Origin of the sequence: Legionella maceachernii, from assembly GCF_900167045.1 — a bacterium.
GTDB lineage: Bacteria > Pseudomonadota > Gammaproteobacteria > Legionellales > Legionellaceae > Tatlockia > Tatlockia maceachernii.
In genome coordinates this window covers 23,350-42,755 of the sequence record NZ_FUXJ01000023.1, presented here as the reverse complement: position 1 = coordinate 42,755, position 19,406 = coordinate 23,350, and the positions used below count along the sequence as shown (strand labels likewise).

Here is a 19,406-nt window from a genome sequence, read left to right as displayed (position 1 = left end):
AATGTAGTTGCAACCATTCCAGGAGGCAGTAACATCAGCGTACAAAGCACGACGTGTGGGGCGAGCCTTGCAATTGGGGCAAGCTGTACGATTACTTTTGCTTCAGGCACACAAGAAGGACCAACGACTATTCCTATCGCCGGAGACAATACCAACACAGTGAATGTCGATGTGACGGTGACCAGCCAACCGCAAATAAGTATCACCAACCCTGTACAACAAAGCAGGGTCGTTGCAGTATCAGGAACAGCGCTTTCTTTAGAGGTCACCAATGATGCGGGCAGTGCCGTGAATGCCAATGCAATTACAGTCAGCAATAAGGCAGCCTGCCCTAATCTGTCCGTTGACGATAGCAATTGCACCAGTGTGGCCCCTGGAGCCAGTTGCACGCTGGAACTGACTTCCAACTCCCCTTACGCACCGTGCACGATTACCGTCAGCGGCAGCAACACTGCCAACAGCCCCACGACCTTAATCGCCTTCTCTTATCTGGAGGGATTGGTGTTTCAAGAAAGCGCGGGCAGTGGCAAAGTCGTCATTGATGTGGCGCAAGGTTTTAACAGCCAATGGACAGGTGCTTTTTCAAATATAGCTGGCGCAACAAGCCTGGATGATGGGGTTGGCAATACCAATGCTATTGTCGCTGATACAGCTTGTTCAAGTGATCCCAATAACTGCGCCGCCCAACGTTGCCGAAACCTCAGTGTTGACTGGTATCTTCCGGCAAGAAATGAGCTGTCTGCAGTCCATGGCGCATTGTGTTCCAATCTTGCAATTCCCTGTAACTTTGGCGGGTTTTCGTCCGCGTTCTACTGGAGTTCGTCGCAGGTCGACCTCGTCAACGCGTGGTTCGTGGTCTTCCCGTCGGGTATCGTCAACGTCGACGATAAGCTCAGCGGACTTCCTGTTCGGTGTGTTCGGGCTTTTACCCCTTAACCCCTTTATCCCTTTTCTTTTGAGGCAGCGTAGCTGCCTCATGATTTCTTTAAAGACGAATGATTTGGATTTTTATTAATGGCTTTCTATACGGAGTTACCGGTTTATAAGGACAGTTATCAGTTGGTTCTGAGAGTGTTTGAGGTAACCCGTGATTTTCCAAGAGAATATCGATACACACTGGGCCAGGATATGAAGCGCGATGCCCTTCATTTGCTTCGTTGTATTTACCGGGCCAACAAGCATCAAAACAGGATAGAGCATTTGGAGGTGTTTTTAGATGAGATGGAGTTATTGAAATTGGAAGTTCGCTTGTGTGTTGAGATGAAGCTGATATCACTTAAAAGGCAAGCCCAGTTAAGTGAACTCTTGACACGCATAGGCAAACAGGTGACTGGCTGGCGTAATGCCAGCCGAAAGCCAGAATCATGAAGGCTACGGTGTTCATGAGCGAGCATGCTTTTGTTTAAAAGCGACAAAGGGACTGTTGTATAGCAGCAGTTGATTCGTGTCTGCATAAGATGCCTTATGTAGACCAAAACGCCTTTGTATTGCGTTTGGCGGGTTTTCGTCCGCGTTCTACTGGAGTTCGTCGCAGAACGACAACAACAACGCGTGGAACGTGAACTTCCCGTCGGGTAACGACAACAACGACAATAAGAACAACGAACAACCTGTTCGGTGTGTTCGGGGTTTTAAACAAAGCAAAGTCACAATCGGTGTGGGCATTTAACAGGTCCACACCACTTTATTGGGATAAACTATGGGAGAAGAAGAACATGATCATATGGAGCACGGCGCGACACTGGAATCCTTGTTCCAGGCCTACTTTGATTGCCGCAAGAACAAGCGCAACACCATGAATGCGCTCCGCTTTGAAACGGATTATGAAAGCAATCTCATTGCTTTGCGAGAGGAACTCAATTCCAGCACCTGGCATCCTGGACGCTCCATTGCTTTTGTGATTGATAAACCGGTGAAACGCGAAATCTTTGCCGCTGATTTTCGTGACCGGGTGGTGCATCACTGGTTAATTAATCAATTAAATCCCTTGTTTGAGAAAGCCTTTATTTTCGACAGCTATGCGAGCCGTAAAGGGCGTGGCGCACATATGGGCATTGCGCGTGCGGCGCAATTTATCCGCAAATGCTCCTTAAATTACCAAAAAGACTGCTACGTGCTAAAACTCGATATCATGAGTTTTTTCATCCGCATTAATCGACGTATTCTCTGGGAAGGCCTTCGCTGCTTTATCGAGAGGCATTATAACCAATCCGATAAGAAATTAATCCTGGAGGTAGCCAGGAAAATCGTTGAAAATGAGCCAACCAGGCGCTGTTTTATCAAGGGAAAACGACGCGACTGGCAGGACTTTCCGAAAGACAAGAGCCTTTTTTATAGCAGATCCCACTGCGGGCTGCCTATTGGCAATCTCACAAGTCAGGTGTTCGCTAATTTTTATTTGAATTCCTTTGACCATTATATCAAACACGATTTGGGCGTGCGTTTCTATGGCCGTTACGTCGATGATTTTATTCTGGTGCACGAAGATAAAATGTTTTTAAAATCACTCATACCCCGAATGGAGCAGTATTTACAGGGAGAGCTCGAACTTGAGCTTCATCCGCGCAAGCGATACCTGCAGCATTATCGCAAAGGTGTTCCGTTTCTTGGGGTGATACTGAAGCCACACTGTATTTATGCAGGTCGTCGCATCAAAGGAAACTTTTATGACGCCATTACAAAGCATAATGCAGTTATCAAAGACCACAAACCCACCATCGATGAGCAAATGGCCTTTTTATGTTCTATCAACTCTTATCTTGGGATTTTAAGTCATTACCAGACGTATCGCCTACGAAAAGGCATGCTCAAAAAGCACTTATCCATTTGGTGGTGGAATCTGGTGTTTTTCAGTGGCGGATGCGCCAAGTTGGTAGCAAAACAAAGAACGGTGCGATAAAAGGGGTGTAAGTAAAAAATGAGTTTAGATGTAGATGGCTTTGATGAACCGGTCACAGGCGGCAACATCACCATTGCAATCAGCAATGACCATCGCCTGATGAAGCTGGCTCAGAAACTTCCTTGGGAGGAGATGCTGAAATTAGTATTGCCCGATTTACAACGTACGGATAGAAAACATTGGTGGATGGGTAGACCCTTACGCATACGCATTCATCTTGGTGTTTATATTTTACAACAGATGTTCAACCTTACTGACCGTGTAACAGAACAACAAGTACGAGATAATGCCGCCTTTCAATTGTTTTGTGGTTATCGTCTCATCAAGAAATGGCATGTGCCAGACCATACCAAAATCGAGGCGTTTCGCTCTCGATTAAGCCCTGAAACGCAGCGCCGACTTGCCAATTTGATAACGCAACACGCCGTTAAACTGAATTACGCTAATCCTACGGAGCTTGATATTGACTCAACCGTTCAAGAAGCTAATATAGTCTATCCCGCAATCGCCAATTTATTGGTTAAGGTTGCTGTTCTTGCGTCAAAAGTTGGAAAAGGACTGAATCAATTGTGCTGTGGTGGCATGAAGCGTTACCGTGTTGGACTAAGCAATTTAAAACAAATCGCACTGTATTATTTTAATTTGAAACGTAAGGATGTTGGTGAGGGTATATTATCCGTGGTGCTTCAGCGGTTATGGCGTGAAACGTATGCTGAGGTACTGCCTATCTTAAATGATATCTATTTATTTGGTAATCAATTGGCATCGGGTAAATATTGGGCACTTCGCCGTGCTGTCGAGACACTGAGCTGGCGGGGGACTATGTTATTACAGAATGTACATGGCTATCTTTTTGAAGGCATTATCAATACATCGATTTCTTCATTGCATGCTTATGAAGTCGGCTGTTTTAACAAAGGTAAATTAAATAAAGGATTGCAGTTTGGTCGCGCCTATCAATTAGGACGTATTGGAGGTAACTTTCTTTTTGTTGGCGAATGCACCTCTACTTATATGCCAGATGCTCAGTCTTTACCGCTGATGCTGAATACTCATGAGCATCTTTTTGGAAAGGGGTTACTGGCATCGGTTGCGACAGATAAAGGATATTATTCATTGAACAACGAACAACTATTGATTGAAAAAGGCGTCCTTGAAATTCAATTACCCCGTCCTGATAGGACGCTCAATGCGGCTCGCGAAACAACGCCATGGACAATCAGGCAATTATTGCATCATCGACGTGCTGGTATTGAGCCTTTGATTGGCCACACGAAACATGGCGGCCAATTAGGCAGAAGTCGCATGAAATCGGATGAAACCACCAAAAGCGCTGGTTACGCTGCTGTATTTGGATTCAATTTAAGGCAGCTTACCCGCTGTCTTGCAGGCGAGGTACATCCAAAAGTTGATGAGGTGAATAATATTGCAGCAAATAATGCAAATATTATCGAAAAAATGAACATGCAATTGGTATGATTGAGATGGATGGGTTCACTCTGATTTTAGCTAGTTGTTAATGCGTTAAATTAGGATTTATCGATTATTTTGTAAGCAAAACATTTCGCGACAGCGACTTTTTATTCACAAAATTAGTGGATAACTATGTGGAAAAATTAGAAGATGTTTGCCCTCAAGTCTGTAGTTATAATTTTACTGGTATACTGGAAAAAAATGACCTCCAAATTTTACCTTCAAGAGACGATTGGACTACGGCGAATGGTAAAGTGTGGCAAGAGCTCAGCTTCTTTCTAATCACTATTAAAGCGCCCTTAAATCGGTCTGATTATTTAATGATCACTTTTCTTTTTAGAAATTAAAAAAATAAGTCAAGTTGGAATGCTTTTGTATGAGATAAGTTGTTTTGAACAGTCGTGGAACAATCATTTTGACTCAACTCGGATCTTGGTTTTTCCTTCCTTTTGGCATGGGTTTTATTAGCATATTTTTGTGATACTAAAAGAAACAGCAGATTGTGAAGGGAAAAAATATTTTCACTATACAAAATTTTAAGTCGATAATTATGCTGATAACGGATTTTTATCATGATTAAGAATTGAGCAAACGCATTTGTGTACGTTGAAAAAGCCAATATTCTTCTTTGTCCCAACTTGGATTTTATTCGTCCGTTAATAGCGGTGATTGTCCAATCATCTAGTAAATCTTTCTCTAAACGAAGTACATAATAGCGTTTGTCTTTTTCAAAGCGTGCCTCATGGTAGACTTCATTGTAGGTAAAATCCAAATAGTGTAACCAAGGTAAAGTAATAAACCATGGTGTCATTTAGAAAATAGCCAAGTTAGCAATACGTTTCAGGCGATCAGGGTTGTCTTCAACATAAATTGCGGTGGTGACAATGTTGGCATGACCTGCAAGGCGAGAGACTGCTTTAATATCAGCGCCTTGCTCAATTAAGCGGGTAATGAAAGTACGTCTACCAGAATGAGAACTTGCTCCAATAATTCCTGCCTTATCATAGAGTGACTTGAACCATTTTTGCAAACTATTGGGTGTAAAGCGACTTTTACGTTGGGTCTGAAATAAGGGTTTGTCTCGTGCAACAGGTTTTAGGGTATCGAGATGAGCTTGGAGTGCTTTGCGGATTTTTTCATTGGCAAGATAAGCGTAACGCTGCTTTTCACCTTTGGTCATTGAGCGCTTCAAACAAATCTCTTCAGTCAATTGATAGTTGTAATCGGCTACATCTGCAATAGTGAGAGAGGCGATTTCTTTCACTCGCAATCCAAGTCCAAAAGAACAATACACAAGGGCACTATTTCTTATAGAGAATTGCCCATCTTTGGCAACAATAAGCAGTCGCTTAAACTCTGCTTCACTTAAGACTCTGGCCTTTCCTTCTTTTGGCATAAAAGACTCAATATTTTCCTGTTATAATGGTATTCTAAATAAATCAGGCTGTCTTGGCAAAAGCAAAAATAAAATTGTGGTTTATAGTAGAGCTTTAGTATGAATACACTCATCGATGCAGCAATAAAATATCTTTCCAATCATTATTGCAGTGAAAAAGAGCTCATAAGGCAATTAGAGAGGGATTTTTCGCATGTGCCCGAGTTAGATGCTCAGATTCATGCAACCATAGTTCGCCTTCGGGAATTACATTTAATTAATGATAATCGTTTGGCTGAATCATTAAGTGCCCGTTATATCCATAAAGGAAACCGTTTTATTCAACAAATATTAAAACAAAAGGGCGTTAAAGAAGAGGTGATTGAGCAAATCTTAGAACATATTGAACTGGAAGAAGTTCGCGCCCTAGATGAGGCTCGGAAAAAAATGCGTGGATTTAAAAATGATACAGATGAGGCGATAAATACAAAATTGGCTCGTTTCTTAAGTGGCCGAGGTTTTTCCCATGCTACGATAAAAACCGTACTTAAACAGTTAAGTGAAGAACAGACTACTTAAAGTTTTAGATAGTGTAGCGGATGAATACAACAATCATTTGCATCCTTAAGAAAAGAAAACTGTAAATTAAACTCTGAATGAAATGATAAACTTACAACGCATCATGATTATTGGTAGACCAGGAAGTGGCAAGTCCACTTTTTCTGTTATGTTGCAAAAGAGTTTAAATATTCCATTATTCCATTTAGATAAATATTTTTTTATTGCCGATTGGGTGCCACGAGAATATGAGGATTTTTTGTCACTCCAAAAAGAATTAGTTGCTAAGCCTTGCTGGATTATTGATGGTAATTCCAGTAAATCATTCGAGATACGTTATCGCGAAGCCGATATGTGCTTGTACTTTAATTTACCCAAATGGCTATGTTATTGGCGGGTATTTAAGCGCTTGTTTTATAAGGCTTCAGAAATCGATGATAGAGCCGCTGGTTGCAATGAAACGGTACGATGGTCGTTATTAAGTTATATGTGGAACTATGAACAACGGATTAACCCTTTATTAAATGCTCTAAAGAACCAATATCCAAAAGTGAAATTCATTGAGCTGCGTAGTCCATATGATGTGGCGCACTTGATGCGTGTGCTTACACATAAAGAAGAGTACAGTATTGTGACAGGATTTTAATAAATGATGCCGACGAATATGATGATACTCTTGATGGGTATTGCAGGTACCGGTAAAAAAACTATAGGCGAGGCAATTACAACACTGGCTTCTCAGTTTCGATTAGCGCATCACCATGCTTGGATCGATCCGGTTCTAAAACTTCTAGGTAACGATGCTCAAGTATTTTGGTCTCTTGATGATAAAGGATGGGCAGCGCTTAACAAGGCCCGAGATGTGATTTTTGATACGATGACTGAGGTTTGTTCTAAAGAAACGAGCTTTGTTATTACCTATGAGCTCTTAGCGAATAATTCTTGGCATCAGGAGTTTTTTAATCAAGTACAAGCCGTTGCTCAAAAACGGGAAGCTATGTTTGTTCCTATCCGATTGATTTGCAATGGTGCAGAGCTTGTTAAACGCTTAAAATATTCAGATCGAAAAGGCTATTTTAAAACACAGGATGAGGCACTCATTACAAAAAGACTGTTTGAAGAAGACGTTTATTTTAGCAAAGAGCCGTATGAAATGACTCTAGATGTGAGTCTCCTTTCAGCAGAGGAGTCAGCGCGTCGTATTTTGGATTGGACTTCCTTAGTCTATGGGAGTAAAAATCAGAATCTGGAATTTAAACCATTGAGTCAAAGAGATTTGAACTTAATGACCCAATGGTTTGCAGAGCCTACGGTGAAGCAAGGGTATGCACGAAATCAACAGTTTTCTTTGGAAGATATTAGTGCAAAGTACTCACCCCGTATTGAAGGCATAGATCCAGTCCCGAGTTTTATTATTTATTTGAATCAAAAACCAATTGGTTTTATTCAATATTACTGTCTTTCCGACCATTTACCCGAAGGAATTTCAGGATATAATGCTTCCTTGTTTGACGAGGCACCACCAGAACAATTGGCTGGTATCGACCTTTTTATTGCAGAGCCAACGTTTCGTGGAGTAGGGTTGGGTAGGCAAATTATAAGGCGTTTTATTGCCGAACAACTCTACAAATTTAAAGCCGTTGTGGTTGATCCACAAATTGGAAACGAGCAAGCCATTGCGTGCTATCAAAAGGCTGGTTTTCTTCCCACGCAATACAGTGAAGACGCTAATTACCTACTCATGATAAACATGCTTTCTTATAGAGGCTCCTATGAATATTCTTGAAACTTCCCATCTGATTTTACGTACTTGGAGAGAAGCTGATCTTGATCCTATGTCACTTATTGATCAAGATAAAAAGGTATGCCAATTTTTACCAGGAATAGGGAACAGGAGTGCTACAAAAGCAGGCATTGAGCGGATGATTGCACATTATAAAGAGAAGGGATTTTCTTTGTATGCTGTTGAACTAAAAAATACTGGAGAAATGATAGGATTTTTAGGGTTAATGACCCCTTCTTTTGAAGCGCACTTTACCCCTGCTGTTGAAATTGGCTGGAGACTTTCCTCAACGCATTGGAATCAGGGTTATGCTACGGAGGGAGCAAAAGCGGTTTTGCATTATGCATTTACCTCTTTAAATCTTCCCGAAGTAGTTTCATTTACAGCAGTGAATAATCTAGCTTCAAGACGTGTTATGGAAAAAATTGGTTTACAACATAACACAAAGGATGATTTTGATCATCCCAAATTGGAGCACAATAGTCCATTGAAACGACATGTGCTTTATCGATTATCCAGAGCTGATTATCTGAACAACAAGAGTATCCAAAAATGATTTGGGAGGACACATTAAAAAAAATTACGGATGAAACGGCGAATCGTGCTGCTAAGAAGTGGGTAAAAAAACCTACCCATCTTAAGCTTATAAATAATCAAATTAACTGTGTTTATCGATTTGAATCTAAGAACCAAGGCTTTTACCTTCGCATGACACATGAAAAAATACGAAAAGCTCACGAACTTTTGAGTGCCATTGATTTTCAGAAGCATTTATTTTTGTGTGGTACGCCTATTTGTGAACCGGTTGTATCCCAAGAAGGAAATGATGTCGAAACGGTACACCAAGATGATTTGGAATTTTTTGTTCATGTTTGCCGTGAGGTGCCAGGGCAAATCATGAATTTTGATTATCCAGATAAAAAAGTTTATCTAACATGGGGCCGCGCCCTAGGTCTATTGCATCAAGCCTCGCAAAGTTATGTTGCATCGGAACATCATTTTTTAACTTGGGAAGATTTGTGGCGTGAAACTTGGGATTATGCGCGTCAAGAAGAGGCTCTGATCCAGGATTTATATCAAACCATCACGACACGCTTCAAAACTTTTTCAATCAACTCAGCACATTTTGGCCTAACCCATGGGGACCATCGTCCTGGCAATGTGCTTTATGATGGTGAGAGCGTTCATCTGATTGATTTTGATGAGCCAGTTTATCATTGGTATCTTGCCGATATCGCTAAACCTTTTTTGGACTTATGCAACAAGCCATGGCCTCTCTGGAAACCCCTGTTTGAATGGTTTATAGAAGGGTATAGGCAAATCCGGCCATTGAGTTCAGACGAATTAAAAGAAATGAATCATTTTTCGCAAATGAAAAGCTTGGATATCTACCTTTGGTGTAAATACAACTGGTTTGAAGAAACAGCGCCAGGAGGAAAGCCACGCAATGAGTGGCTTCATGACTTAAAAACTATGGCATTAACGCCTTTGTTTTATGTACCATAATCGATTAAGGCGATTTATATTGGGGTGGGTAATGAATAATATCATGGATGCGCGATAGTTCATTGGTTGGATTCCGGTAGCCATGCGGTTGATTGGCATTAAAACGAAGCCCTTCTCCTTTAGAAAGTTTTTTCCAGCTCCCGCCTAACAAAAGCTCAATGGTTCCATCCACAACAATGACATGCTCAATGACTCCATGTTTATGGGGAGGTGAAAGATGTTCACATTCGGGCAATAACTCAATAACAAACAATTCAAAATGTAACTGCTCATCAAAAGGAAATAGAGGCAGTACTCGTATTTTTTCATCATCTGGATGCAAGGTTTCAGCATGTCCCGCCCTATAAACAGGATTGGTTGAATTATCCAGACTGTCTTCAATAAACGAAGAAAAGGAGGCTTGAAAGCCGCTCGCAATTTTCCATAAGGTAGAAATCGTTGGACTTGATTCTTCTCGTTCAATTTGCCCAAGCATCGCTTTAGAAACACCGGTTTCAAGTGCTGTTTTATCTAAACTCCAACCCCGTTCTTGTCTTAATGATTTTAATGTTTTTGCAATACGGTTTGAAATTTCTTGCATGATGTCCCTTAATAAAAGCTTGTGCGTTTTAGCGCACGAATGTATACTGGTTTATTATGCGTTATAACGCACGAATTGTGAAGTAGATTGTGGAGGACTGTATGGTGGAACACCCTTTTAAAAACAAACTGGTTGCGGTGCTTAATAAGCGTATTGAGCCAGGAAAAGTGATGAATGCGCTTGCTCATATGTGTATTGGTTTAGGCGCTGTGATTGGTGAAAAAGAACTGCGTTTAACCAATTATCGAGATGCAGATGGAGGTTCTCACCCTTATATTTCAGAAATACCTTTTATCATTCTTTGTGAGAACTCCAATAAAATTAGAACATTACGCCAGCATGCTTTAGCAAAAAATGTTCTTTTTAATGATTTTACCGATACGATGACTGTGGGTACCTATCAAGAGCAAATTGAAAGAACGGCACAGGTTAACGATAGCGATCTGATTTACTATGGCATTGTTTTATTTGGGGATTGGGATGTAGTGACAGAGCTGACTAGGAAGTGTTCTTTGTGGCGATGATAAGTAAGTGATCATGATGAATAAAGGTAAAAATTTAAGTAAAAGCGCCCAAATCATACAGGATTTTTTATCTCAAAAGGGTCTATCGTGTGAGGTCAAGGAACTTGATTCGAGCACACGCACTGCAAAAGATGCCGCTGATACTTTGGGTTGTGGTGTTGCTCAAATTGTGAAGTCACTATTATTTTGCACTGAAAAAACCAACAAGCCGGTATTGGTATTAGCAAGTGGTGTTAATTGTGTGAATGAGAGCCTGATTGGGAATCTCATCAGTGAATCTATTGGGAAGGCTGATGCAGATTTTACACGAGAAATAACTGGTTTTGCGATTGGTGGGATCCCTCCAGTTGGCCACAAAAATGTTATTAATACGGTTCTTATCGATGAAGATTTGTTATGCCATGAAGTCCTCTGGGCCGCAGCAGGAACGCCCAACGCAGTATTTTCATTGTCTCCAGAAGCACTTAAGCAGGTAACAAATGGGATAGTGGTAAAGATTAGAGAGTAAGTTATGCAAAAAATATTTTGGGATAATCCCTATCAACGCCAATTAATGACTAAAGTAGTGTCAGTAAATGAGAATCGCCTACTTTTTGCAGAGACTATTGGTTTTTCGTTTTCCGGTGGTCAAGAAAGTGATACAGTTCGCGTGAATGGCCTGATGGTCACTCATTCTGAAATAGAAGATGACTTGATTTATTATACATTACCTTCGGAGCATGGGCTTTCTAAAGGGGATGTTGTCCTTATGGAAATCGACTTTGTTCGTCGCTACAAATTGATGCGTCTTCATTTTGCTGCTGAATTAATCTTGGAACTTGTCCAAAGAATGCTTCCCATTGAAAAAATAGGTGCGCATATTGCTGAACATAAGGCTAGAATTGACTTTAGCTATCAGCACAATATCTCGGATATTTTTGACTCTCTTTTGTTTGAATACAATCAAATTATTGCAAAAGATATGCTTATTCGCACTGGTTTTTCCGATGTAAAGAATCAAAGACGTTATTGGGAGATTGAAGGATTTTCTAAGGTTTCTTGTGGTGGAACACATGTACAATCAACCGCGGAAGTTGGATTCATTACCCTAAAAAGGGTTAATATTGGCAGCGGAAAAGAACGCATAGAAATAAAGCTCCTTGATCCCAACTTAGGTTTAAAAGATGAAAGCAAGCTCCATAAATGAACACAGAATTCTTGATTCTAATCTTCTTGATAAAATCACCTATATATTAAATAAGAGATTTGATGCAGAGGTTAAGATAATTTCCACTCAGTTTTTAAGTGAGCCTGAACGGAGAAATTGCGTAGTAAGACTCTTTTTATCAAGCCAAACGAAAGAAATCCCTGAAAGTATTATTTTAAAACAATCTTTACGAGAAGACACCGATGCTAATGATGAGGAAGCTTATGCAAGATTTGCAAGGGATTGGGCAGGTCTTGAATTTGCCTCTGAGATTAAGCAAAACAAGCATAATGTCCCAAAGTTTTTTGGTGGAAGTAAAGAGTATCGATTTATTCTGATTGAAGATTTAGGAGTTCAGCATGTTAGTTTAGTCGATTCACTTACTGTAGCTGATCGCAAAAAAGCTATTGCTGCATTAACCCGTTTTATGAAAGCCTTGGGAAGTTTTCATGCAGCAAGTTTTGGAAATACCGGGCTTTATGAACAAATTTTGCAAATGATTCATCCTGAGGCGGAAACGGTTGATGATGAGCTTAATTTCACATTGAATGATTTATTACCGAAACTGGGATTGGCAAATAAAAATTTAGGCTTAACTTTAACTCATGAATGCATTGAAGAAGCGAAATCTTTAATTGAATATGTAATAAAGCCCGGATCTTTTACTGTTCTGACTCATGGGGACATTTGTCCTGATAATGTATTTGATCATGCAGAAACTAAAGATTTGCAGCTTATTGATTTTGAATGGTGTGTTGTGCGTAATGCTTTGTTAGATGGGACTTATTTGCGAATGAGTATGCCAACGTGCTGGTGTGCTAAAGCCATTCCTACGGATGTTATTGAGCATATGGAACAAATCTATAGGGAGGAACTCAAACAAACGATTTCAGAAGCAACTGATGATAAACAATACAATCAAGCTTATACCTATGCCTGCGGTTTTTGGCTTTTACAACAAACGATACCTTTTATTAATTCAACTTGGGAAAAAGATAGGATTGGACCTTCAGGTCCTGTACCGAAGGATTCTTTATGGAATGAAGAAGATAACTGGGTTAGACCTAGGGTTTTATCGAGGTTGCAAGCATTTATAGATAGTAGCAATGCTTATCAACATTTACCCTACTTACGAGCGATGGCTCAAGCCATGTTAGCTGAATTAAAACGTTGTTGGCCTGAAACATCTTTTCTCAAATTTTATACTGCATTTGAACAAGAATAATAAAAGAATATTTAATTATCGATAAATTTGAGTGCTTAAGAAGGCACGCCTAGACAAGACGGAATAATTCATTTTTATTGACAGATTCCGGAAACAGCATCAGGAGTAAAGCCACTCGATGAGTGGCATCATGGAATGATGCAAATGGTGCTTACACCATTATTTGGTAAAAAACTCATTGGATAACAGGTTTTGAATTTGACTATTGACCCTAACATAGTGTCATGCCCTATTCTCAATCTTGGGAGGAGACATGATGACAAAATGGCATATAAAAGAAATCAGTGAGTTAACTCAGACATCGGTTCGCATGTTGCGGCATTATGACAAAATAGGTTTGTTACAACCCTCTTATCGTGAGCCCAATGGCTACCGCTGTTACACCGAGCCGGATTTGGCAAAGTTACAGCAGATTATTGCTTTGAAGTATTTTGGTTTTTCATTAAGCAAAATAAAGGATATTCTGCAAAAACATTCCAATGTTTATGCTCACCTGCAAGCACAACATCAAGTAATCAGAAAGCAAAGTGAAGATTTACTGAAAGTGAATCAAGTGCTTGAAGAAATTCTAAAAAGCCGTTCTGCATCAATGTTTCCTAATTGGCAAGATTTGTTGTTACTCATAGAGGGGTATAAAATGACAGAAAATCTACGAGATAAATTGAAAAAAACGTGGGCTGGAAAACAATTAACTGTTTCTCAATTTGAAGACTACTTGTTTCTTTACGAGCAATTTCCTGAAGAATTTGCACTTAGAGATTCGATTATTGAGGAAATTAACCAACAAAAGGTAGGTGATCCTGAAGGACCAGATGGTGAGCGAATTGCTGCTGTTATGGAAGATTTATCAAAAAAAATGAAGAAATTTTTTACTGAGCAAGTCAAATTGGGAGCCAGTCTTTTGGAAAGCATACAATCTGGGAGACTAACCCAATTGGAAATCACCCCGGAAGGTGCTTATTGGTTGTCGCGTGCGATGATGGCCTATTCGTTGAAGCGTTGGAATAATCTGTACAACCAAATTATCGATAACATGAACTCTCCACCTGAAGGAGAGCATGGGAAAAGGCTTGCTCAAGAATGGAAAGACTTAATCGATAATTATTTAGCTGCAGGAAATAGAGATTACTTAATCGGTATTTTATTATGGCAAGAAATTTCGCGACAAGAGCATGAAGTAAAAGCCTTAAAAACAATGCCGCCTCCTCAGGAGATGATAAAGCCATGGCATATTAAATTACTGTTCAATGCAGAAGCATCAGCTTGGATAAGTAAAGCACTAGAAACACATCAATAATGGTTTTTAACTCGCCAGACTTTTTTGAGTTTGGCGAAAATTAATGAAATAGTGAGAATTATGAGATTATTTATTTATCTGATTGGGATTCTGTTTACCGCATATGTTTTTAATCGGTTCTGCTTATGGTTAGAACAGAAAGGATGGTTGTATTATCGTTATAAAAAGCCACAAAAAGGAATTATTGGTTCTGCATTGCAAGAATTGAATGCCCAACTTCTGCCAAATCACCGTCACGTCGTTGTTGCAAAAGAAGAAAAAGTACAAAGTAAAAAATGCGAAAAAGATTTACCGATTGATGGTAATGTCGAAATGACTGATCAAATAAAATAGATCAACCTGGAAATCAGGTGATTTTAGCGAAAAAAAAGGAAACAGATTACATGCGTTGCTCACCTCAAGAAACAATTCAAAAGTTAATTCATGAACGTTACTCAGAAGCACGTGCTGTTTTTTGGGCCGGTTCGGTTTCTCAAGGGGAAGAAACCCAAGTCTCAGATTTAGATCTCGTAATCGTCTATGAAAAATTAATCAGAGCTTATCGTGAAGCCTTTGTTTATGAAGGTTGGCCTATTGATGCTTTTGTACACGACAGAGAATCCATTCGTTATTTTTTTGAAGAATCGAGAATAAATTCCGGTATTTCAGGAACCATTCAAATGATTTTGTCGGGAAAAGATATGATGCCAGCTAGCGATTTTTCAAACGGGATTAGAGAGGAGGCCCATCTTTACTTAAAGCGCGGACCTCTTTCTTGGGATAAAAATCAAATTGATAAAGAGCGTTTTTTAATTACGGATGTCTTAGAAGATATTTTATCTCCTAAGTCTTATGAAGAACAAATTGCCTCAGCCTCATGGCTTTTTGAAGCATTGTCTCAATTTTATTTTAGAGCTCAAAATAAATGGTGCGCCAGTGGTAAATCAATCATTCGCTATTTGCATCAAGAAAATCCTGATTTAGCCAGGGAGTTTTCTGAAAGTTTTAATCGAGTTTATAAGGAAGGTGATTCAACTCATTTAAAAAAGTTGGTTGAAAAAATACTACAACCTTATGGAGGTATTCTTTGGAGCGGTTATCATTCCGATGCACCAGAAGATGCAAAAATACCAGAGCTTATAATTTTAGCCAAGAACAATAACTATGAGATTTGTTTCGAAGAACGAACCAACCAAGAAATCACTGCCATTTTATCTGACGGCTTAAAGATCTACAATGAAGAAATGATTGGTGCTTACAATCATACTCCCTTTACCATCTACATAAAATCTATCGACAAAAGGACCGTTTTAGCAGGTTGTTATGGGGATGTCACTCGAGCCAATTGCTATGTCGATTGCATTTGGGTTCATCCGGATTTTAGACAAAAAGGATTAGGACGAAATCTCATGGAAAAACTGGAAATTTTTGCAAAACAAAAGAATTGCCAAGTGATTACCATTGAGACGGCCGAATTTCAGGCAAGATCTTTTTATGAACAGCTTGGGTATGTTGTCATATCCATGACAGAGCATAATTGTTTTTTGGATTTCAACGTTTATTTGATGAGAAAATCGCTATGAAACAAGAACACCAATTGATTTATGAGCTAGAAATTTCTCTATTAAGGTCGGAAACGAGAAAATCTATTGCGCAACTGAAACTATTGATTGCTGATGAATTTATCGAGTATGGGGCCTCTGGCTCAATTTACAATAAGAACGACCTACTTGATTCTCTTCCAGAAGAAGAGCAACGAAGCTATATGGTTAATGATTTTTCAGTTTTAGAGGTGTCGCCTGAAGTCATGTTGGCAACTTATAAGGTTACTGTTGCCTCAAAAAGTTCTTTACGTTCTTCGCTCTGGCAATACAAACACAATCGTTGGCAAATGGTGTTTCATCAAGGAACGCCTTGCCACGAGTGCGAGGAATAATCCATTTTTACAGGTATTATGATGATAACAATAGCCTACCTAAAACAATATTCAGACTGTATTCCAAAGCTTGCTAAGATTTGGCATGAAGTTTTAGGTAAAATCTGGATGCCAGAGATCGGAATTGAAGAAATTGAATCTTTGTATTACGAAGAGCTGAACCAAGATATGCCTTTTACTTACATTGCGCTATACGATGAAATTCCTGTAGGTTCTTGTACTTTGCAATTAAACGAAGATATTCGACCAGATTTAGGGCCGTGGATTGGTGATTTGGTGGTTGATCCAAAATATCAAAAACAGGGGATCGGAAAAATATTAGTTGATGCCGCAGTCGAGAAAGCAAAAGAACTTGGCTTTGAAAAACTGTACTTGTTTGCTCTTGATCCTACTATACCTGAGTATTATAGGCGCTTGGGTTGGAAAAAAATCGGTATGGATGAATTTAAATCTCATCCTGTAACGGTGATGGAGATCAGTTTATGAAGATAAAAAGGGTAATGCAAGAAGACTGGGAACTATGGAAATCATTTCGATTAGAAGCCCTAAAGAATTCACCTGAAAGCTTTGGCTCTTCTTATGAAGAGGAAGTGCTTATGTCCGATGCTGATTTTCAACATGGATTAAGTAAAGGATATGTATTGGGTGTCTTTGTTGACGATTTATTGGTGTCTTGTGCTGGATTCTATACACTTAACTCAATTAAAACAAAACACCGTGGTGTGCTTTGGGGTATGTATACTCGTCTTGAATACAGAGGGAAAGGTATTGCAACAGCATTAATTCAGACCCTGATCCAACATGCAAAAGCCAGCGTTACTCAATTGCACCTAACCTGTGTAGTAAGTAATTTTGTGGCTCAAGCTTTTTATCAAAAGCAAGGATTTCGAATTTATGGTACCGAACCTAAAGCACTTAAAATTAATGGTACCTTCTATGACGAATATTTAATGGTATTGGATTTCAATGAGGAACCCATGAAAAAACTGGAAACTTATCAGAGCCTTTGTACTGAAGTATATGATTTAAGTAAACCTAATGCACCACAAGATGAATACTCATTCTATCGAAGCTATGCCGCAGAGGCTAAAGGCTTGATTTTAGAGCCTATGTGCGGCACAGGTCGATTTTTACTGCCTTTGGCTGCAGAAGGATTTGATGTTCTTGGCTTTGATGCAAGTCAACCAATGCTAGAGCGACTGCATGCAAAAGCGAAGAGCAAAAATCTTAAGCCAAAAGCCTGGCATGGTTTTATTGAAGATTTAAATCAATCCGCTAAATATTCTTTAATTTTTATACCCAGTGGTTCATTTGGTCTCATCACAGAAAAGGTGGATATCCAAAAAGCCTTAAAAACCATTTATGAACATATGGAAGATAAAGGACTTTTTGTATTTGAAGTAGAAACACGCTATGCGGTTCCTAAAGAATTAGGTATATGGAGAGGCACAAGATGGCCAAAAGAAGATGGCACAATCATCCTACTCAGCCAATTAGCTATGCTCGATGAGGAGATTTGTTACTCTATAGGTAAATATGAACTGATTGATAACAACCGTGTCATTCAAACAGAGGTTGAGGAATACAAAATTCGAATTTATCAAGATCTTTCTTTCTTGCTCAATTTGCTCAATGAGGTTGGTTTTAGCAATGTACGAACGGTTAAAGCATTTGACCGAAATGCATCGCCTAATGAAACAGACGAAAGTATTGTTTTTGAGTGCAGAAAATAATTGAGGTAATAAATGAATATTCTATGTCCAGAACCACTGCAAAGAGGAGATATCGTGGGGCTTATTTCTCCCTCGAGTCCTATTACGGAAAAAGCAATAGAAGTAGGAGTTCATTTATTAAAGTCGAATGGATTTAATGTAAAGTATGCAAAGCATATGTTTGCATCAGAACGATTTTTAGCTGGTAAAGACCGTGACCGTGCACAAGATGTGATGGATTTCTTTATAGACTCAGAAGTGAAAGCAATTATTGCAACCCGAGGAGGACAAGGTTCGCAACGACTTTTACCTTTCTTAGATTATGAATTGATTAAGAAAAACCCAAAACCATTATTCGGGTTTAGTGATACTACAGCGTTGCAATTAGGCCTATTTAAAAACACTGGCTTAGTAAGTTATACAGGGTTTACTTTGACCATTCATTTAAGTACCCAAGTTAAAAAAACATTATTTTCTTCTTTGTTAGGCCAAGAGTACACAATTCGCAAAGGAATAAAGGTTCATGGAGGCGTTAGCCGAGGTACTCTTCTTGGTGGCAATTTAACCCTTATGACTAATTTAATGGGCACGCCTTACATGCCTACTTTTAAAGGAAGTATTTTGTTGGTAGAAGATGTTGGCGTCGAGCCCTATAATATTGATGGCATGTTCTCACAATTAGATTTAGCAGGAATTTTTGATGAAGTTTCCGGCGTTATTTTTGGTACATTTGAACAATATAAAAGTAAGAAGTTGAATCAGAGCGATGGTACGGTAGAAGATGTAATCAATGAATGGGCTTCTAAATTAAAAGTCCCTTGTATTAAAGAGTTTTCCTATGGACATGGTAAGCAAAATTGCATTCTTCCAATTGGCAAAGTAGTTACTTTAGATGCAGATACTACTTGCGTTACGATTCAAAATTAAAAATGAAGAAATAACCACTTGATAAAACTGATGAGAGCATTGGTTTAATAGAGGCATAAATGAATACACAAGAAATACCCAAAGAATATCAACACACTTCACCAGCAGGAGCTGAGGTTCGATTGCTGATGAATAATCATTTAGGTGGAATGGCTCACTGTACTTTGAAGGCAGGCACAATTTCCAAAGCAGTTCGTCATAAAACTGTATCTGAATTTTGGCATGTCCTTTCTGGGGAAGGAACTATTTGGCGTAAGTTGAACGATGAAGAGAGCATTACCCCTTTAACTGCTGGAGTCAGCATCGATATTCCCTTGGGAACACATTTTCAATATCGAAGTGATGCAGCAGATTTGGTGTTTATTTGCGTTACTATGCCACCTTGGTCAGGCAGTGATGAGGCAAGTTATGTGGAGCATGGTGCCTGGCCTCCTACAGTGGAATAA

General features: G+C 39.4%; 25 protein-coding genes and 1 pseudogene. 23 read left to right on the top strand and 3 right to left on the bottom strand.

The window, feature by feature from the left end:
• The 5 genes from B5D33_RS15055 to B5D33_RS15030 form a co-directional block, all read left to right on the top strand.
• Nucleotides 1-936: Lcl C-terminal domain-containing protein (locus B5D33_RS15055; protein WP_139364756.1), on the top strand; the 936-nt coding region annotated here is incomplete at its 5' end.
• Nucleotides 937-1,014: 78 nt separating this feature from the next.
• Nucleotides 1,015-1,368 (top strand): four helix bundle protein, encoded by a 354-nt coding sequence (locus B5D33_RS15050; protein WP_058453028.1) that lies wholly within the window; start codon nt 1,015-1,017, stop codon nt 1,366-1,368.
• 331 nt (nt 1,369-1,699) lie between these two features.
• Complete coding sequence (locus B5D33_RS15040) at nt 1,700-2,899, top strand: reverse transcriptase domain-containing protein (RefSeq protein WP_061820158.1); 1,200 nt, start codon at nt 1,700-1,702, stop codon at nt 2,897-2,899.
• 18 nt (nt 2,900-2,917) lie between these two features.
• Nucleotides 2,918-4,378 carry a transposase gene (locus tag B5D33_RS15035; protein WP_058453029.1) on the top strand — a complete coding sequence of 487 codons (1,461 nt, stop codon included), beginning with the start codon at nt 2,918-2,920 and terminating at the stop codon, nt 4,376-4,378.
• A gap of 128 nt (nt 4,379-4,506) precedes the next feature.
• Nucleotides 4,507-4,719 carry a hypothetical protein gene (locus B5D33_RS15030; RefSeq protein WP_058453030.1) on the top strand — a complete coding sequence of 71 codons (213 nt, stop codon included), beginning with the start codon at nt 4,507-4,509 and terminating at the stop codon, nt 4,717-4,719.
• On the opposite strand, the gene B5D33_RS15025 is transcribed toward B5D33_RS15030, so the two are convergent.
• On the bottom strand, nt 4,716-5,183 hold the full coding sequence (locus tag B5D33_RS15025) for a hypothetical protein (RefSeq protein WP_058453031.1): 468 nt from the start codon (nt 5,181-5,183) through the stop codon (nt 4,716-4,718). The genes B5D33_RS15030 and B5D33_RS15025 overlap by 4 nt on opposite strands.
• Nucleotides 5,184-5,768: a tyrosine-type recombinase/integrase gene (locus B5D33_RS15020; RefSeq protein WP_058453032.1), complete on the bottom strand. Its 585-nt coding sequence runs from the start codon at nt 5,766-5,768 to the stop codon at nt 5,184-5,186.
• Between the two features lie 99 nt (nt 5,769-5,867).
• On the opposite strand from B5D33_RS15020, the gene B5D33_RS15015 reads away from it, so the two are divergent.
• The 5 genes from B5D33_RS15015 (at nt 5,868) to B5D33_RS14995 (ending at nt 9,594) form a co-directional block, all read left to right on the top strand.
• Entirely contained in the window at nt 5,868-6,326 is a 459-nt protein-coding gene (locus B5D33_RS15015; RefSeq protein WP_011212590.1) for a regulatory protein RecX, read from the top strand.
• 82 nt (nt 6,327-6,408) lie between these two features.
• Nucleotides 6,409-6,951 carry a P-loop NTPase family protein gene (locus B5D33_RS15010; protein ID WP_058453033.1) on the top strand — a complete coding sequence of 181 codons (543 nt, stop codon included), beginning with the start codon at nt 6,409-6,411 and terminating at the stop codon, nt 6,949-6,951.
• 3 nt (nt 6,952-6,954) lie between these two features.
• Entirely contained in the window at nt 6,955-8,091 is a 1,137-nt protein-coding gene (locus B5D33_RS15005) for a GNAT family N-acetyltransferase (protein WP_078767498.1), read from the top strand.
• A complete protein-coding gene (locus B5D33_RS15000) occupies nt 8,078-8,644 on the top strand; it encodes a GNAT family N-acetyltransferase (protein ID WP_058453034.1) in 567 nt (188 codons plus the stop codon). Before B5D33_RS15005 ends, B5D33_RS15000 begins: the two co-directional genes overlap by 14 nt.
• Nucleotides 8,641-9,594 (top strand): phosphotransferase enzyme family protein, encoded by a 954-nt coding sequence (locus B5D33_RS14995; RefSeq protein ID WP_058453035.1) that lies wholly within the window; start codon nt 8,641-8,643, stop codon nt 9,592-9,594. Before B5D33_RS15000 ends, B5D33_RS14995 begins: the two co-directional genes overlap by 4 nt.
• Before the next feature lie 4 nt (nt 9,595-9,598).
• Here the strand turns inward: B5D33_RS14995 and B5D33_RS14990 are convergent, their stop codons facing one another.
• Complete coding sequence (locus B5D33_RS14990; protein ID WP_058453036.1) at nt 9,599-10,174, bottom strand: helix-turn-helix domain-containing protein; 576 nt, start codon at nt 10,172-10,174, stop codon at nt 9,599-9,601.
• Nucleotides 10,175-10,275: 101 nt separating this feature from the next.
• Between B5D33_RS14990 and B5D33_RS14985 the strand changes: the two genes are divergently transcribed.
• The 13 genes and pseudogenes from B5D33_RS14985 to B5D33_RS14930 all read left to right on the top strand — a co-directional run bounded on the left by B5D33_RS14985 (nt 10,276) and on the right by B5D33_RS14930 (nt 19,406).
• Nucleotides 10,276-10,698 (top strand): DUF2000 domain-containing protein, encoded by a 423-nt coding sequence (locus B5D33_RS14985; RefSeq protein ID WP_058453037.1) that lies wholly within the window; start codon nt 10,276-10,278, stop codon nt 10,696-10,698.
• Nucleotides 10,699-10,714: 16 nt separating this feature from the next.
• Entirely contained in the window at nt 10,715-11,206 is a 492-nt protein-coding gene (locus B5D33_RS14980; RefSeq protein ID WP_058453072.1) for a YbaK/EbsC family protein, read from the top strand.
• A 3-nt stretch (nt 11,207-11,209) separates the two neighbouring features.
• Nucleotides 11,210-11,884 (top strand): alanyl-tRNA editing protein, encoded by a 675-nt coding sequence (locus B5D33_RS14975; protein WP_058453038.1) that lies wholly within the window; start codon nt 11,210-11,212, stop codon nt 11,882-11,884.
• Nucleotides 11,862-13,109: a phosphotransferase gene (locus B5D33_RS14970; protein WP_058453039.1), complete on the top strand. Its 1,248-nt coding sequence runs from the start codon at nt 11,862-11,864 to the stop codon at nt 13,107-13,109. The genes B5D33_RS14975 and B5D33_RS14970 overlap by 23 nt, the downstream gene beginning before the upstream one ends.
• A 253-nt stretch (nt 13,110-13,362) precedes the next feature.
• On the top strand, nt 13,363-14,406 hold the full coding sequence (locus B5D33_RS14965) for a MerR family transcriptional regulator (protein WP_011212580.1): 1,044 nt from the start codon (nt 13,363-13,365) through the stop codon (nt 14,404-14,406).
• Nucleotides 14,407-14,466: 60 nt separating this feature from the next.
• Entirely contained in the window at nt 14,467-14,739 is a 273-nt protein-coding gene (locus tag B5D33_RS14960) for a hypothetical protein (RefSeq protein ID WP_058453040.1), read from the top strand.
• 17 nt (nt 14,740-14,756) lie between these two features.
• The gene (locus B5D33_RS14955) at nt 14,757-15,968 is read left to right on the top strand and encodes a GNAT family N-acetyltransferase (RefSeq protein WP_058453041.1); all 1,212 of its coding nucleotides are present in this window, start codon (nt 14,757-14,759) and stop codon (nt 15,966-15,968) included.
• The gene (locus tag B5D33_RS14950; protein WP_011212577.1) at nt 15,965-16,321 is read left to right on the top strand and encodes a nuclear transport factor 2 family protein; all 357 of its coding nucleotides are present in this window, start codon (nt 15,965-15,967) and stop codon (nt 16,319-16,321) included. The genes B5D33_RS14955 and B5D33_RS14950 overlap by 4 nt, the downstream gene beginning before the upstream one ends.
• A gap of 21 nt (nt 16,322-16,342) precedes the next feature.
• The gene (locus tag B5D33_RS14945; protein WP_011212576.1) at nt 16,343-16,807 is read left to right on the top strand and encodes a GNAT family N-acetyltransferase; all 465 of its coding nucleotides are present in this window, start codon (nt 16,343-16,345) and stop codon (nt 16,805-16,807) included.
• Nucleotides 16,804-17,256 (top strand): annotated as a pseudogene (locus B5D33_RS16905) (GNAT family N-acetyltransferase); the annotation flags it as partial. The gene B5D33_RS14945 and the pseudogene B5D33_RS16905, both read left to right, overlap by 4 nt.
• A 42-nt stretch (nt 17,257-17,298) precedes the next feature.
• The gene (locus B5D33_RS16900; protein WP_058453073.1) at nt 17,299-18,054 is read left to right on the top strand and encodes a class I SAM-dependent DNA methyltransferase; all 756 of its coding nucleotides are present in this window, start codon (nt 17,299-17,301) and stop codon (nt 18,052-18,054) included.
• A 12-nt stretch (nt 18,055-18,066) separates the two neighbouring features.
• Nucleotides 18,067-18,960: a S66 peptidase family protein gene (locus B5D33_RS14935; RefSeq protein ID WP_058453042.1), complete on the top strand. Its 894-nt coding sequence runs from the start codon at nt 18,067-18,069 to the stop codon at nt 18,958-18,960.
• A 59-nt stretch (nt 18,961-19,019) separates the two neighbouring features.
• Entirely contained in the window at nt 19,020-19,406 is a 387-nt protein-coding gene (locus tag B5D33_RS14930; protein WP_058453043.1) for a cupin domain-containing protein, read from the top strand.

Bases quoted from the DNA above. Each gene is read 5' to 3' on its own strand.
- B5D33_RS15050 (WP_058453028.1), top strand. From the start codon at position 1,015: ATGGCTTTCTATACGGAGTTACCGGTTTATAAGGACAGTTATCAGTTG.
- B5D33_RS15040 (WP_061820158.1), top strand. From the start codon at position 1,700: ATGGGAGAAGAAGAACATGATCATATGGAGCACGGCGCGACACTGGAA.
- B5D33_RS15035 (WP_058453029.1), top strand. From the start codon at position 2,918: ATGAGTTTAGATGTAGATGGCTTTGATGAACCGGTCACAGGCGGCAAC.
- B5D33_RS15025 (WP_058453031.1), bottom strand. From the start codon at position 5,183: ATGACACCATGGTTTATTACTTTACCTTGGTTACACTATTTGGATTTT.
- B5D33_RS15020 (WP_058453032.1), bottom strand. From the start codon at position 5,768: ATGCCAAAAGAAGGAAAGGCCAGAGTCTTAAGTGAAGCAGAGTTTAAG.
- B5D33_RS15015 (WP_011212590.1), top strand. From the start codon at position 5,868: ATGAATACACTCATCGATGCAGCAATAAAATATCTTTCCAATCATTAT.
- B5D33_RS15010 (WP_058453033.1), top strand. From the start codon at position 6,409: ATGATAAACTTACAACGCATCATGATTATTGGTAGACCAGGAAGTGGC.
- B5D33_RS15005 (WP_078767498.1), top strand. From the start codon at position 6,955: ATGATGCCGACGAATATGATGATACTCTTGATGGGTATTGCAGGTACC.
- B5D33_RS15000 (WP_058453034.1), top strand. From the start codon at position 8,078: ATGAATATTCTTGAAACTTCCCATCTGATTTTACGTACTTGGAGAGAA.
- B5D33_RS14995 (WP_058453035.1), top strand. From the start codon at position 8,641: ATGATTTGGGAGGACACATTAAAAAAAATTACGGATGAAACGGCGAAT.
- B5D33_RS14990 (WP_058453036.1), bottom strand. From the start codon at position 10,174: ATGCAAGAAATTTCAAACCGTATTGCAAAAACATTAAAATCATTAAGA.
- B5D33_RS14985 (WP_058453037.1), top strand. From the start codon at position 10,276: ATGGTGGAACACCCTTTTAAAAACAAACTGGTTGCGGTGCTTAATAAG.
- B5D33_RS14980 (WP_058453072.1), top strand. From the start codon at position 10,715: ATGAATAAAGGTAAAAATTTAAGTAAAAGCGCCCAAATCATACAGGAT.
- B5D33_RS14975 (WP_058453038.1), top strand. From the start codon at position 11,210: ATGCAAAAAATATTTTGGGATAATCCCTATCAACGCCAATTAATGACT.
- B5D33_RS14970 (WP_058453039.1), top strand. From the start codon at position 11,862: ATGAAAGCAAGCTCCATAAATGAACACAGAATTCTTGATTCTAATCTT.
- B5D33_RS14965 (WP_011212580.1), top strand. From the start codon at position 13,363: ATGATGACAAAATGGCATATAAAAGAAATCAGTGAGTTAACTCAGACA.
- B5D33_RS14960 (WP_058453040.1), top strand. From the start codon at position 14,467: ATGAGATTATTTATTTATCTGATTGGGATTCTGTTTACCGCATATGTT.
- B5D33_RS14950 (WP_011212577.1), top strand. From the start codon at position 15,965: ATGAAACAAGAACACCAATTGATTTATGAGCTAGAAATTTCTCTATTA.
- B5D33_RS14945 (WP_011212576.1), top strand. From the start codon at position 16,343: ATGATAACAATAGCCTACCTAAAACAATATTCAGACTGTATTCCAAAG.
- B5D33_RS16900 (WP_058453073.1), top strand. From the start codon at position 17,299: ATGAAAAAACTGGAAACTTATCAGAGCCTTTGTACTGAAGTATATGAT.
- B5D33_RS14935 (WP_058453042.1), top strand. From the start codon at position 18,067: ATGAATATTCTATGTCCAGAACCACTGCAAAGAGGAGATATCGTGGGG.
- B5D33_RS14930 (WP_058453043.1), top strand. From the start codon at position 19,020: ATGAATACACAAGAAATACCCAAAGAATATCAACACACTTCACCAGCA.